At 64.3% G+C, this 12,900-nt stretch carries 13 protein-coding genes; 4 read left to right on the top strand and 9 right to left on the bottom strand.

Annotated features, from left to right (window positions below; all coding sequences use genetic code 11):
- Positions 1-7: 7 nt before the first annotated feature.
- Both L0976_RS04965 and L0976_RS04960 read right to left on the bottom strand, forming a co-directional pair.
- Positions 8-406, bottom strand: a complete 399-nt coding sequence (locus tag L0976_RS04965; RefSeq protein ID WP_203316103.1) for a hypothetical protein — start codon at positions 404-406, stop codon at positions 8-10.
- The gene (locus tag L0976_RS04960; RefSeq protein WP_234186377.1) at positions 406-1,659 is read right to left on the bottom strand and encodes a sarcosine oxidase subunit beta family protein; all 1,254 of its coding nucleotides are present in this window, start codon (positions 1,657-1,659) and stop codon (positions 406-408) included. The genes L0976_RS04965 and L0976_RS04960 overlap by 1 nt, the downstream gene beginning before the upstream one ends.
- A gap of 331 nt (positions 1,660-1,990) precedes the next feature.
- Here L0976_RS04960 and rpsU point away from each other — a divergent pair, with 331 nt between their 5' ends.
- Complete coding sequence (gene rpsU, locus L0976_RS04955; protein WP_119256642.1) at positions 1,991-2,218, top strand: 30S ribosomal protein S21; 228 nt, start codon at positions 1,991-1,993, stop codon at positions 2,216-2,218.
- Positions 2,219-2,442: 224 nt separating this feature from the next.
- Positions 2,443-3,342, top strand: a complete 900-nt coding sequence (locus L0976_RS04950; RefSeq protein ID WP_203316105.1) for a tetratricopeptide repeat protein — start codon at positions 2,443-2,445, stop codon at positions 3,340-3,342.
- Positions 3,343-3,370: 28 nt separating this feature from the next.
- Here the strand turns inward: L0976_RS04950 and L0976_RS04945 are convergent, their stop codons facing one another.
- Entirely contained in the window at positions 3,371-3,688 is a 318-nt protein-coding gene (locus tag L0976_RS04945; protein ID WP_234186376.1) for a hypothetical protein, read from the bottom strand.
- 177 nt (positions 3,689-3,865) lie between these two features.
- On the opposite strand from L0976_RS04945, the gene L0976_RS04940 reads away from it, so the two are divergent.
- Positions 3,866-4,429: a recombinase family protein gene (locus L0976_RS04940; protein ID WP_234186375.1), complete on the top strand. Its 564-nt coding sequence runs from the start codon at positions 3,866-3,868 to the stop codon at positions 4,427-4,429.
- 454 nt (positions 4,430-4,883) lie between these two features.
- Here the strand turns inward: L0976_RS04940 and L0976_RS04935 are convergent, their stop codons facing one another.
- The 6 genes from L0976_RS04935 to L0976_RS04910 all read right to left on the bottom strand — a co-directional run bounded on the left by L0976_RS04935 (position 4,884) and on the right by L0976_RS04910 (position 11,664).
- On the bottom strand, positions 4,884-6,281 hold the full coding sequence (locus L0976_RS04935) for an NAD(P)(+) transhydrogenase (Re/Si-specific) subunit beta (RefSeq protein ID WP_234186374.1): 1,398 nt from the start codon (positions 6,279-6,281) through the stop codon (positions 4,884-4,886).
- A 10-nt stretch (positions 6,282-6,291) separates the two neighbouring features.
- Positions 6,292-6,702: a proton-translocating transhydrogenase family protein gene (locus tag L0976_RS04930; RefSeq protein WP_203316109.1), complete on the bottom strand. Its 411-nt coding sequence runs from the start codon at positions 6,700-6,702 to the stop codon at positions 6,292-6,294.
- Positions 6,702-7,856, bottom strand: coding sequence for a Re/Si-specific NAD(P)(+) transhydrogenase subunit alpha (locus L0976_RS04925; protein ID WP_203316110.1), 1,155 nt, complete (start codon positions 7,854-7,856; stop codon positions 6,702-6,704). Before L0976_RS04925 ends, L0976_RS04930 begins: the two co-directional genes overlap by 1 nt.
- An 84-nt stretch (positions 7,857-7,940) precedes the next feature.
- Positions 7,941-8,165: an aa3-type cytochrome c oxidase subunit IV gene (locus L0976_RS04920; protein WP_203316111.1), complete on the bottom strand. Its 225-nt coding sequence runs from the start codon at positions 8,163-8,165 to the stop codon at positions 7,941-7,943.
- A gap of 251 nt (positions 8,166-8,416) precedes the next feature.
- A complete protein-coding gene (locus L0976_RS04915; RefSeq protein WP_234186373.1) occupies positions 8,417-9,190 on the bottom strand; it encodes a hypothetical protein in 774 nt (257 codons plus the stop codon).
- A gap of 164 nt (positions 9,191-9,354) precedes the next feature.
- Positions 9,355-11,664 carry a bifunctional diguanylate cyclase/phosphodiesterase gene (locus tag L0976_RS04910; RefSeq protein WP_203316113.1) on the bottom strand — a complete coding sequence of 770 codons (2,310 nt, stop codon included), beginning with the start codon at positions 11,662-11,664 and terminating at the stop codon, positions 9,355-9,357.
- 456 nt (positions 11,665-12,120) lie between these two features.
- Between L0976_RS04910 and L0976_RS04905 the strand changes: the two genes are divergently transcribed.
- A complete protein-coding gene (locus L0976_RS04905) occupies positions 12,121-12,900 on the top strand; it encodes a gamma-glutamyl-gamma-aminobutyrate hydrolase family protein (RefSeq protein WP_234186372.1) in 780 nt (259 codons plus the stop codon).

Genomic DNA, 12,900 nt, shown 5'->3' with positions numbered 1-12,900 from the left:
TACCTGTTTAAAGCTCTGGTCCCGACACGAACGTGCCGGGAGCCTGGTCGCAAAGTCGCTGGCCCATGGTGACGAAGGGAGCAATCCGGTGCACGAGCTGCTCGACATTGTCGTAAGGGGCCAGAATGTCGTTCATTCCCAAATTGACGATGCTCATCGCAAAGACGTTCATGTCGAGGTTGAAGGCACGGTTCATGTCCGTTTCATCGGGAATGAAATAGACCGCCCGATTGCCCAGCACTTTCGTGCACCCCAGCATCCCGCCCCTGGCGACGAAGGGCCATTCCGCTTCGCCCGCCGCCCTCTGGATCTTCTGGAACCGGAAATCCCCCGCTTCGGGAATAATGTCTCCGGCGTGAACGGCGCCAGCCGTCATCAGAAGTCCAGCGAGCAGCGCGCCGTTCATCAGTGGGCGACGGCCGCCGCCGCCGCCTCGTCGATGAGGCGGCCGGTGCGGAAGCGGTCGAGCGTCAGGCCGGCCGCCAGCTTGTGCGGCTCGCCCTTCGCGATGAGATGGGCGAAGAGATGGGCCGAACCCGGCGTCGCCTTGAAGCCGCCGGTACCCCAGCCGCAATTGACGAAGAGGTTCGGAACCGGCGTCACGCCCTGGATCGCCGAGCGGTCCGGCGTGTTGTCGGTGATGCCGCCCCACTGGCGCATCATCTTGACGCGGCGGAACATCGGGAAGAGCTCGCAGATGGCATCGAGCGTATGCGTGATGATCTGCAGGCCCCCGGTCTGGGAATAGGAGTTGTACTGGTCCGTGCCGGCGCCGATGACGAGCTCGCCCTTGTCCGACTGCGAGATATAGGCATGCACCGAATTGGACATGACCACGCACGGGAAGATCGGCTTCATCGGCTCGGAAACCAGCGCCTGCAGCGGCACGGAATGCAGCGGCAGCTTCACGTCGGCCATCGACAGGATGACCGAGTTGTGGCCGGAGGCCGAGACCGCGATCTTCTTGGCGCCGATGAAGCCCTTGGAGGTCTCCACACCCGTCACCGCGCCGTCCGGCCCGCGGCGGATGCCCTTGACCTCGCAGTTCTGGATGATGTGCACGCCGCGGTCCGACGCCGCGCGGGCATAGCCCCAGGCGACGGCGTCGTGGCGGGCCGTGCCGCCGCGGCGCTGGAGGGCCGCGCCGTTGATCGGGTAGCGGGCCGTGGCGGAGATGTCGAGGACCGGCACGAAGTCCTTCGCCTGCTGCGGCGTCAGCCATTCGTTGTCGATGCCGTAGAGACGGTTGGCGTGGACGTGCCGCTGGAAGGACTGCTTGTCGTGCACATTGTGCGACAGCATCATGACGCCGCGCGGCGAATACATGACGTTGTAGTTGAGGTCCTGGCTGAGGCCTTCCCAGAGCTTCAGCGAGTGCTCGTAGATGTCCATGCTCTCGTCATAGAGATAGTTCGAGCGGATGATGGTCGTGTTGCGGCCGGTATTGCCGCCGCCGAGCCAGCCCTTCTCGATCACCGCCACATTGGTGATGCCGTGCTCCTTGGCGAGATAGTAGGCAGCGCCCAGGCCGTGGCCGCCGCCGCCGACGATGATCACGTCGTATTCCTTGCGCGGCTCGGGCGAGGTCCACTGCGCCTCCCATCCCTTGTGGCCGCGCATCGCCTCGCGGGCGACGGCGAAAACCGAATATTTGCGCATTACCCAGGTCCTCGATGTCTCGCCGGCCTCGCCGGCTGTTTCCTGTTGCACTACAAAGCAAATCCTGACGCCGGACGCCGTATCCTTTGCGACGCGTTCAGGCGCACCTTGTACCACATGCGACATGCCCCGCCGGGGGCTTCGCAAAGGTTTTACCGGTCATCCCCGTAAAATCCCCGATAATCGCGGCTGGGAAGACTGGACTTCTGCCAGGCATTCTGGTATCCGACCCCCCAATCGTCAGCCTTCCGGGCTGCGCGAACGTCACTTATTTGCCTGACGACCTCAAGGAATCGCCGGGCTTGCAACTAACCAAAGGAACGGGATTCTCGTGCAGGTACTTGTCCGCGACAACAACGTTGATCAGGCTCTCCGCGCTCTCAAGAAGAAGATGCAGCGCGAAGGTATTTTCCGTGAAATGAAGATGCGCGACTATTACGAGAAGCCGTCGCAGAAGCGTGCGCGTGAAAAGGCCGAAGCCGTTCGTCGCGTTCGCAAGCTGGCCCGCAAGCGCGCCCAGCGCGAAGGCCTCATCGGCGGCCGTCCTGGCGCCCGCTGATCGGTCGTCTTTTCGACGTTTTCGGATGCAAGACCGGGCGGGGGCGATGAATTCGCCGCCGCCTTTTTTGACATGACCTGAAGAATTTCACCCTTGTGAAACGCTTCCCGTGCAATTCCGGGCGCACCCGCTACGCACCCTTTCCGGAATTGCCTTTCAAGGCCGTAGCGTATTCTTCGCGCATGATGCGCGATGAAGCCCATTTTGAGGATTCGCACTTGGACATGGCTGCAGCATCTACCGGGTTCCCGACCGATCGTCTCTCTTCCTCGTCCGTGCGCATTCGCCGCTCCCTGTCGGCCGCCGTCGCGGCCGCCTCGCTCGCCCTCGTGCTTGCCGGCTGCCAGTCGACCGCGACATCGACGGACGTGCTGAAGGTCGAGCGCGCGCAGGGTTCGCAGGAGAACATCGCATCGCTTTCGGCGGTGATCGCCGCAAACCCGCAGGATCCGGAAGGCTACAACGTGCGCGGTTCGGCCTATGGCCGCGCCGGCGAGTACCGCCGGGCGATGGACGACTTCAACCGCGCCATCGAGCTCAACCCGCGCTTCTACCAGGCCTACGCCAACCGCGCGCTCGTCCAGCGCAGCATGGGCCGGCAGGCGGAAGCGGCGTCCGACTACAACACCGCGCTCCAGCTCAACGCGAACTATGATGTTGCCTATATCGGCCGCGGCAACCTCTATCGCCAGGCCGGCCGTCTCGACGACGCCTTCCGCGACTTCAACCGCGCCATCCAGCTCGACACGACCGATCCGCGCGCCTATCACAACCGCGGCCTGATCTACCAGTCGCGCCGCCAGCACGACAAGGCCATCGAGGACTTCTCGAAGGCCATCTCGCTCTCGCCGAACTCGGCCGAGCCCTATAACGGCCGCGGCATCTCCTACGCCGCGCTCGGCGACGACGACAACGCGTTTTCGGATTTCAACACCGCCATCAACCTCGACGGCAAGCTGGCCGAATCCTGGGCCAACCAGGCGCTCATCTACGAGCGCCGCGGCGACATGGCCAAGGCCGCCCGCTCATATTCGCAGGCGCTTCGTCTCGACCCGAACTACAAGCCGGCCAAGGACGGCCTCGCCCGCACCCGCGGCGCAGCCAATACCGCAAAGCCCGCCTGAGCGTCACCCGCGTGACCGCATGCGGGCGCTACTGCGCCCGCACGCCCACCTTGAAGGGCTCCGGCGTCAGCTCGGGGCAGAGCACCGTCACCTTCCGCGGCTCGCCGCGCGGAAGATGGGCGACCGTGTCGCACATCCTCACGCCGCCCTGCTCTATCCACACGCTGACGATCCCGCTGCGGCCTTCGGCCTTCAGCAGCGCATCGACATGGTAGCCGTCCACGAAGGCGGCCTCGATGACCTGAACGACATCCCGCTCGGCCGTATAGCGCAGGACGAAGGACACGATCGGCAGGACGGCGATGACGAGGAGCAGAAGCTCCGCTTTCAGTTCGGCGATTTTCATTGCGGGCCACGATAAGGAACGTTTTCGAGCGGGGATATTTGAAGGGATATATTTGCGAAATTGTGCGGCTGATTGCTTGGGCGACAAGTAGAATTCGAGTTTGCGCCATCGAAAAGGAACAATCAACAAAAACGTTCGTTTATGTTGGAAAAAGCAACATGAAACGGAAGGCAGCGCATGGCGAAGAAGATCGGTTATCTGCGGGTGAGCACGGTCGACCAGAATCCCGACCGGCAGATCGAAGGGCTGAGGGACCTCTGCGACGAGCTTCACGTCGAGACGCTCTCGGCGGTGAGCCGCCGCCGGCCGGTCTACGAGGCGGTCACCGCGGGCCTTGAGGCCGGCGACCTCCTCGTCATCTGGGACCTCGACCGCGCCTACCGCTCGGCAAGGGACGCGCTGGCCGAGCTGGACGCCCTCCAGCAGCGGGGCATCCACTTCCATATCGCCAAGCTCAGCATCGACACGACGACGCCGACCGGCCGTTTCCTCTACACGGTCATGGGCGGGCTGGCGGAATTCGAGCGGCTGACCCTGTCGCAGCGCACCCGCGAGGGGCTTCTTGCCGCCCGCAAGCGCGGCTCCCGCCTCGGCCGCCCGCCCAAGCTCGACGACCGGCAGCTCCGCCTCGCCCGCGAACGACTCAGCCACGGCGAAACCATCACCGCCCTCGCCCGCACCTTCGGCGTCGCCCCCTGGACGATGACCCGGGCATTGCGGCGGGGGGAAGCCTGCCGGTGAAGTGAAGATCCTCCGCCTGCCGGCATTTCCCCCGCAAAGGGGGAGAAAGCAGGAGGCTTGCTCATCATTCAAAATGGAAAGTAGACGGAGCGACAGTTCAAGTCCTCCCCCTTGTGGGGAGGGATTTAGGGATGGGTCTTCCCGTAACGCCCGGCTTCGCGGGGGCGCCCCCTCTGCCTGCCGGCATCTCCCCCACAAGGGGGGAGAAAGCGGGAGGCGTGCTCATCGTTCAAATGGAATGCAAAGGGCGCGGCACCGTAAGCCCCTTCTCCTTGTGGGGAGGGATTTAGGGAGAGGACTGCCCGTGTAACGCTCTTGCTACGTGGGGCCCCCCTCTGCCTGCCGGCATCTCCCCCACAAGGGGAGAAAGCGGGAGGCGTGCTCATCGTTCAAAATGGAATGGCACGGTAAGCCCCTCCCCCTTGTGGGGAGGGGTTCGGGAGGGGTCCTGCCCTCAGTGGTTCATCGCCTTGACGATGTCCTCGGTCATCTTCTTGGCGTCGCCCAGCAGCATCATCGTGCCGTCCTTGTAGAACAGCGTGTTGTCGATGCCGGCATAGCCGGAGCCGAGGGAGCGCTTGACGAAGAGGCAGGTCTTGGCCTTGTCGACGTCGAGGATCGGCATGCCGTAGATCGGCGAGGACTTGTCGTCGCGCGCCGCCGGGTTCGTCACGTCGTTGGCGCCGATGACATAGGCGACGTCGGCCTGGGCGAATTCCGAGTTGATGTCCTCAAGCTCGAACACCTCGTCATAGGGCACGTTCGCCTCGGCGAGCAGCACGTTCATGTGGCCGGGCATGCGGCCGGCGACCGGGTGGATCGCGTATTTCACCTCGACGCCCTGCTCCTTGAGCTTGTCGGCAAGCTCGCGCAGCGCGTGCTGCGCCTGCGCCACCGCCATGCCGTAGCCCGGCACGATGATGACCTTGGAGGCGTTCGCCATCAGGAAGGCCGCATCGTCCGCCGAGCCCTGCTTGACCGTGCGCTGGACGCCGTCGTCCGCCGCTGCCGCCGTCTCGCCGCCGAAGCCGCCGAGGATGACCGAGATGAACGAGCGGTTCATGCCCTTGCACATGATGTAGGACAGGATCGCGCCCGAGGAGCCGACCAGCGCGCCGGTGATGATCAGCGCGAGGTTGCCGAGCGTGAAGCCGATGCCGGCCGCCGCCCAACCCGAATAGGAGTTGAGCATCGAGACGACGACGGGCATGTCCGCCCCGCCGATCGGCACGATCAGCAGCACGCCGAGCGCCAGCGCCAGGATGACGATCAGCCAGAAGTCGAAATGGCTTTCCGACAGCGTCAGGCCGACGATGAAGACGACGATCGCCGCAAGCAGCACGATGTTGATGACATGGCGGTAGGGCAGCATGATCGGCTTGCCGGACATGCGCCCGTCGAGCTTCAGGAAGGCGATGATCGAGCCGGTGAAGGTGATCGCGCCGATGGCCGCGCCGAGCGCCATCTCGACGAGCGCCTGGCCATGGATGAAGCCGACCTCGCCGATGCCGAACGACACGGGCGAATAGAGCGCGGCGGCGGCGACCAGCACGGCGGCAAGGCCGACGAGCGAGTGGAAGCCGGCGACGAGCTGCGGCATCGACGTCATCGGGATCGAGCGGGCGATATAGGCGCCGGCGCCCCCGCCGATGGCAAGGCCGAGCACGATGAGCACGAGACCGCCGAAGGAGGGCGTCGCCAGCAGCAGCGTCGTGCCGATGGCGATGCCCATGCCGACCATGCCGAGCATGTTGCCGCGCCGGCTGGTCGTCGGATGCGACAGGCCGCGCAGCGCCATGATGAAGAGCACGCCGGAGACGAGATAGAGGAAGGCTGCGAAGTTTGCGTTCATCGGGCCGCCCTCACTTCTCTTTTTTCTTGTACATCGCCAGCATGCGCTGGGTGACGAGGAAGCCGCCGAAGATGTTGACGGAGGCGAGGATCAGCGCCACGAAACCAAAACCCGTGGCAACACCCGAGAGCGAGATGCCGACGGCGAGCAGCGCGCCGACGACGATGACCGATGAGATCGCATTGGTGACGGCCATCAGCGGCGTGTGCAGCGCCGGCGTCACCGACCAGACGACATAGTAGCCGACGAAGATCGACAGCACGAAGATCGCCAGGCGGAAGACGAAGGGATCGATCGCCCCGCCGGAAACGCCATGCGCCACGGCACCGGCCGCATCGGGTACATATTCGGAGGCGGTGCGCACAGCCTCCACGGCGCGTTCGAGATCGGTCAGCGCCTTGTCGAGAAGTTCGTTCGCCATCACTTGCCCTCCCCTTCATGAACGGCGCCGCCGAAGTTCGGATGCACCACGGCCCCGCCATGGGTCAGCATCGTCGCCTTGACGAGTTCGTCCTCGGCATTGACCGAGACCGTCTTGGTTTCCTTGTCGACCATGGTCTCCAGGAAGGTGAGAAGGTTCCTGGCATAGAGCGCCGAGGCGGAGGCCGGAATGCGGCCCGGCACGTTGAGATAGCCGATGACCCTGACGCCCTCGACCTCGACGACCTTGCCCGGTTCCGAGCCCTCGATATTGCCGCCGCGCTCGACCGCGAGGTCGACGGCGACGGAGCCGGTCTTCATGGCGGCCAGCATCTGGCGCGTCACGAGGCGCGGCGCCGGCCGGCCGGGGATCAGCGCCGTCGTGATGACGATGTCCTGCTTGGCGATGTGGTCGGCGACGAGCGCCGCCTGCTTGGCCTGGTATTCCTTCGACATTTCCTTGGCATAGCCGCCGGCGGTCTCGGCGGCCTTGAACTCGTCGTCCTCGACGGCGATGAACTTGGCGCCGAGCGAGGCGACCTGCTCCTTGGCGGCCGGGCGCACGTCCGTCGCGGAGACGGCGGCGCCGAGGCGGCGGGCCGTGGCGATGGCCTGCAGGCCCGCGACGCCCGCGCCCATGACGAAGACCTTGGCGGCCGGAACGGTGCCGGCGGCGGTCATCATCATCGGCATGGCGCGGTCGAATTCATGGGCGGCGTCGATGACGGCCTGGTAGCCGGCAAGGTTGGCCTGCGAGGAGAGGATGTCCATCGACTGGGCGCGCGTGATGCGCGGCATCAGCTCCATGGCAAAGGCGGTGAGCCCGGCCCGCGCCATTTCGGCGATGGCGGCCTCGTTGCCGTAGGGATCCATGGTGGCGATGACGATCGCGCCGGGCTTGTAGCCGGCGATCTCCGAAGCGGTCGGCCGGCGCACCTTGAGCACGACATCGGCCGTCTTCGCCTCTTCCTTTCCGGCGATGCGGGCGCCGGCGGCCTCATAGTCCGCATCGAGGATGCGCGAGGCAAGGCCCGCGCCGGCCTCGACCACGACGTCAAGCCCGAGGGCCTTCATTTTCTTGACGGTATCAACGGATCCGGCAACGCGGCCTTCGGCCGGGTCGCTTTCCCGCGCGACAAAAACACACTGACTCAAACCGTGGTCCTCCCCCCGAGACTGGCCGTGTTGGATCACGGCGCCGGATGACGCCGCGGCAAACCGCGAATGCGGCTTTTCAGATCAACGCAGCAGGAAGTAGCCGACGACGTTGAGGATGATGAACAGCAGGACGCCGCTGAAGAAACCGGCGCTGGTGAAGAAGCCTGCGGCCATGGCGATCAGGAGCGCAACGCAGAACAGCGTGCCGTACTTGGCCGCATTGAGGAAGAAGTTGTAGGTCTTCTCGTGCTCGGGATAATCCATCGGAGCGCCGAGTTCGACCGGTCCGTTATGATGTTCAGCCATTGTCACCTTCTCCTAAGCAGCCGCACCCGCCAGCCGGAAAGCCCCACCCGATGAGCGCCTAAAACAGGCCGGCCCCGAAACGGCCGGCGATTCCCTCAAGCGCGAAAGCGCGCGTCTTTCTGGCCATACACAATGGATCGGCAAAGCGCAACGGCAAGGCGCGCCCGCGTTTCGCACCTGCATCGTTTCCGAAACGAAACGGGCCGGTTTCGTTGGAAACCGGCCCGTCATGCGACATTGAAACGCAAGCCCTAACCTGCGTAGGCACTGCCGGAAAGCTGGATCCGCCGATGGGATTCGGCAAGGCGGGCGGTCGGGCGCACCGTCAGCGGGCTGAACGGCATCTCCTCGCCGCGGGCAAACAGCATGCGCCGCTCGAAGGGCTCCGACTGGAAGAAGGGAAAGCGCGCATAGAGCGAGGAGCGCACGTCCTTGCAGCGCGTCGCCATCAGCATCAGGTCGATGATGAACTTGCCCTGGTTGCTCTTGGGCGAGGCGACGAAATCGCCGTCGAAGACGCGCCGGTAGAAGGCCGCATGCGCCGGCTTGACCATCTGCAGGACGCGGTCGGCGTCGAAATAGTCCGCCGCCATCGTGGCAAGGCGCAGCGTCAGGTACGGGATCGCCGGCATCTCGCTCCAGATTTCCGGATCGGCGGCAAGCCGGACCGGATCGATCAGCGACATGCCCGCATCGAGGAAAGCCTTGATCTCGTCCGGGAAAACCTTGCCCGACGAGGTGACGCGGTGATCCGGCGTCACATGGTGCAGGCGCACCGTCGAGATCAGCCGCTCCTCATGGTAGACGCCGAAGACATAGGCCTGGCTGTCGAAATCGACCTCGTCGATGAGAAGATGCGAATCTTCCGCAAGATGCATCACGCTGCCGGCCTTGTAGGCCTTGTAGCGGACGCGCGCGACGTCCTCCATGTCCTCGCTCGTTTCGACCCGGCGGTACTCCACCCTGTCGAGCAGCCCGAGAAGCTTTTCGGAAAAGCGACCGTTCGCCATTTCCATATTGGCCATTGCCCATATCCCCGATCGAAAAAGCCGGCCGCACCCGCCGCCGACTCCATAATCACCGATATAGGACAATTTGTGTAAAATACCATTCATTAACCTTAATAAATGGTTAACGCTAATTTCGAATAAGCTGATACATCATGTCGAATTACGTATCATCGGGATCGTCAAGCGACGCGGCGGCCGCGGCGGCGCGGCTCGTCCGGATTGTCGCCGAGGCTTTCGTAGCGGTCGCGCAGCGCGTCAGGCGACATCGGCGCGGCGAAGACATAGCCCTGCACCAGGTCGGCGCAATGGTACTTGTTGATGAGGGCGAGCTGCTCCTGCGTCTCGACGCCTTCGATGACGATGCGAAGGCCGAGTTCGCGCGAGAGGTTCACGGTGCCGCGCAGCAGCTTGAAGCGGCGCGGGTCCTCGCCGATATTGCGCACGAAGGACCGGTCGATCTTGATGACGTCGAGCGGAAGCTGGTCGAGATAGCTGAGGCTGGAATAGCCCGTGCCGAAGTCGTCGATGGCGATGGTGATGCCGCGGGCGCGCAGTTCCTGCAGGATCGCCTGCACCTTGACCGGCTCCTCCATCAGGCAGCTTTCGGTGACTTCGAGATGCAGGCGGTGCGGCTCCAGGTCCGCCTTGGCCAGCGCTTCGGCCACCACGTCGATGATGCCGGTGCCGCGCAGGTCCTGGACGGAAAGATTGACGGAGACGCCCATATGCGCCGGCCACGTCGCGCAGTCGGCGCAGGCGCGGTTGATCATGAAGCGCGTGATCTCGGAGACGATCCCCATCTCCTCGGCGATCTGGATGAAGACGTTGGGCGCCACCGGCCCGCGCTCGGGATGCGTCCAGCGCGACAGCGCCTCGCAGCACTCGATGCGCGATCCGTCCGGCACGAACATCGGCTGGTAGGCGACCGAGAGCGCGTCGCCGGCAAGCGCCTCGCGCAGGTCGTCCTTGAGCTTCTGGCGGTCCACGTAGCGCGCATCCATCTCCCGTTCGAAGATGGTGACGCTGCCCTTGGCGCGCGATTTGGTCTCGAACAGGGCAAGGTCCGCGCGGATCTGCATTTCCTCCAGCCGGAAATCGTCGCTCGCCACGGTCACGCAGCCCGCACTGAACGATACGAAGAACGTCGTGCCGTCGACCTCGTAATTGCCGCGCAACTGTTCGTGGAAGCGGCGCATGCGGGTCTCGAGGTCCCGCCTGTTCGCCTCGTTCGGGAAGAACAGCAGGAACTCGTCGCCCATCAGGTGGCCGGCGATCTCCCGCTCGCCGGCAAGCCGGCGCAGCCGTTCGGCGATGGTGCAGAGCAGCCGGTCGCCGGTGACGTGGCCCTTCATGTCGTTGACATGCTTGAAGTCGTCGACGTCGAGCACCATGAAGCCGACCATGCCGGGCTTCCTGCGCTCGGCCAGCGCCTCCTGCACGAGATCGGCGAAATAGGTGCGGTTCGGCAGGCCGGTGAGGCTGTCGTAGCGCACCATGTGCAGGATCTTCTTTTCCGCCCGCACGCGCGCCGTCACGTCTTCGAAGATGAGCACGGCGCCGCCGTTCTCGCGCGGCGCGGCGGTGAATTCCAGATAGAGCCCGTCCGTCACCTGCACGAGCGCCCGCGAGCGCTCGCCTTTCAGGAGCTCGTCGAGTTGGCGCAGGATCGTCCGGCTCTGCTCGGCGTTGAAGAAGGTGTTGCGCACGCCGAAGCGCAGCACCACGTCGAGATGGCAATCCTTCAGCCGGTCCTGGTTGCCGAGATGCAGGAGTTCGCAGGCGCGCCGGTTGGCAACGAGGATGCGGTGGTCCGCATCCAGCATGAACAGGCCGTGCGGCATGTTGTTGAGCGCCGTGTCGAAGCGGTCGGCGATGGTCGCAAGTTCGCGGGCGGCAAGGACATTCTCGTAGAGAAAGGTGCGCACGCCGTTCGCCATGGTCCGCGTGGTAATGGCGAACGGCAGGACGAGGGAGGCGAGCACGGCGTGGTAGAAGTCCTGCAGGCCGAGAAAGCCGACGACGATCGGAAAGCAGGCGGAGAACACCATGTAGTTGACCGCCCGCGGCGAACCGTAGTTGCGGCCGACGACCGAGACCATGGTGGCGAACGTCACCGAAAGGCAGGCGATCTCCGCAAAGCTGTCGCGGCTGACCATCAGGCTGTAGCAGCAGGCCGTGCCGAGCGCGAGCGTCGTGCCGACGGCGCCGAGATTGTACCAGTTTTCCCAGTAGCGGATGCCCTCCATGCCGAGCGAGGCCTTGTCCGCACGGTCGAAGCGGCGCATCCCGCGCGCGCGCAGCGACCAGATGAGGATGACAAGCGCGCTCCAGGCGAGGAAGAATGGATCGTCGGTCTTGGCGTAGACGAAGGAGAACGTGATGACATGCGAAATCATGCCCACGAAAAGGGTCTGGCGGTTCCCATACAGCGAGCTGACGAACGACAGATAGACATCAGCTGGCAGTGTGTTTTGACCCTTATCCTTCATGGACTCGGCACTCCCTATGACGTTCGAGGGTTACCGGCCAAAATTTAATGAATGATTTCGGGAAATTACCTAATAAAAAGGGAGGGTGGCGGCACTATTGCACGTGCATTCAACCATGAGAAGATACATTCAACTCAATATTGCAGGAAAAAGCCTTTTCGCGCAAGTCACTCAACCTGACATATGCCAATCGCGCAACTTCCTTTCCTGTACAGGACAGAGTATTGCGCATGCCAGCGCAAGAAAAAAGCCGCGCTGCAAATGAGGATTGCAATCGCGTGGTTAACAACCTGCATCAGGAAACACCGTGAAAACTGGTCAGCGCCGTGCCGGCGCGCCGGATGCCATGCCGCCCGGACCGGCGGTTCCGTCGTCATTTCGCCGGAAAGGGGGAATTGACTGATGCCGGTTTTGATAGCAAATCCTCTTTTGGTATTTCATTCTCCGGAGCCCACCATGTCCAAACCCGTCGTCGCCATTCCCGCCGACATCAGGGAAATCGAAGGCAACGTCTGGCAGGCCACCCCGAACCAGTATGTGCGCGCCGCCGTGAAGGGCGCGGGCGTGACCGTCTTCCTCGTCCCGGCGCTGGAAGCCGACAACGATTTCGACGGCATCCTCGACCGGGTGGACGGGCTTCTGGTCAGCGGCTCACGCACCAACGTCCATCCCTCCCTCTACGGCAAGCAAGCCACCGAGGCGGAAGGCCCCTACGACACGGCGCGCGACTCGACCAGCCTGCCGCTCATCCGGCGGGCGCTCGAGCGCGGCATCCCGCTCCTGGCCATCTGCCGCGGCATCCAGGAGCTCAACGTGGTGCTTGGCGGCACGCTCGCCAACGAGATCCAGGAACAGCCCGGCATGTGGGATCACCGCAAGCCCGATACCCCGGTGCTCGACGTCGCCTACGGCATCCGCCAGAAGGTGATCGTCAAGGAAGGGAGCTGCCTTGCGGGCGTCATCGGCGCCGGCGAGGTGCAGGTGAACTCCCTCCACCGCCAGGCCATCTCCGAGATGGCGCCGCGCCTTGCCGTGGAAGCCGTCGCCGAGGACGGCACGGTCGAGGCCGTCTCGGTCATCGGCGCGAAGGCCTTCGCCGTCGGCGTGCAGTGGCATCCGGAATACTGGGTCGGCTCCGACCAGCCCTCCAACAGGCTCTTCGCCGCCTTCGGCGAGGCCGTGCGGGAGTATGCCGCCGCCAGGCAGGGCATGGTTCACCGGACGGCGGCGGAATAG

Origin of the sequence: Shinella sp. NM-101 (assembly GCF_021401195.1) — a bacterium.
GTDB lineage: Bacteria > Pseudomonadota > Alphaproteobacteria > Rhizobiales > Rhizobiaceae > Shinella.
Note: the sequence above shows the minus strand (reverse complement) of the source record. Positions and strands in the feature narration are given on the sequence as shown.

Coding starts and splice junctions, on each gene's coding strand:
- L0976_RS04965 (WP_203316103.1), bottom strand. CDS start 406: ATGAACGGCGCGCTGCTCGCTGGACTTCTGATGACGGCTGGCGCCGTT.
- L0976_RS04960 (WP_234186377.1), bottom strand. CDS start 1,659: ATGCGCAAATATTCGGTTTTCGCCGTCGCCCGCGAGGCGATGCGCGGC.
- L0976_RS04950 (WP_203316105.1), top strand. CDS start 2,443: ATGGCTGCAGCATCTACCGGGTTCCCGACCGATCGTCTCTCTTCCTCG.
- L0976_RS04945 (WP_234186376.1), bottom strand. CDS start 3,688: ATGAAAATCGCCGAACTGAAAGCGGAGCTTCTGCTCCTCGTCATCGCC.
- L0976_RS04940 (WP_234186375.1), top strand. CDS start 3,866: ATGGCGAAGAAGATCGGTTATCTGCGGGTGAGCACGGTCGACCAGAAT.
- L0976_RS04935 (WP_234186374.1), bottom strand. CDS start 6,281: ATGAACGCAAACTTCGCAGCCTTCCTCTATCTCGTCTCCGGCGTGCTC.
- L0976_RS04930 (WP_203316109.1), bottom strand. CDS start 6,702: ATGGCGAACGAACTTCTCGACAAGGCGCTGACCGATCTCGAACGCGCC.
- L0976_RS04920 (WP_203316111.1), bottom strand. CDS start 8,165: ATGGCTGAACATCATAACGGACCGGTCGAACTCGGCGCTCCGATGGAT.
- L0976_RS04915 (WP_234186373.1), bottom strand. CDS start 9,190: ATGGCCAATATGGAAATGGCGAACGGTCGCTTTTCCGAAAAGCTTCTC.
- L0976_RS04910 (WP_203316113.1), bottom strand. CDS start 11,664: ATGAAGGATAAGGGTCAAAACACACTGCCAGCTGATGTCTATCTGTCG.
- L0976_RS04905 (WP_234186372.1), top strand. CDS start 12,121: ATGTCCAAACCCGTCGTCGCCATTCCCGCCGACATCAGGGAAATCGAA.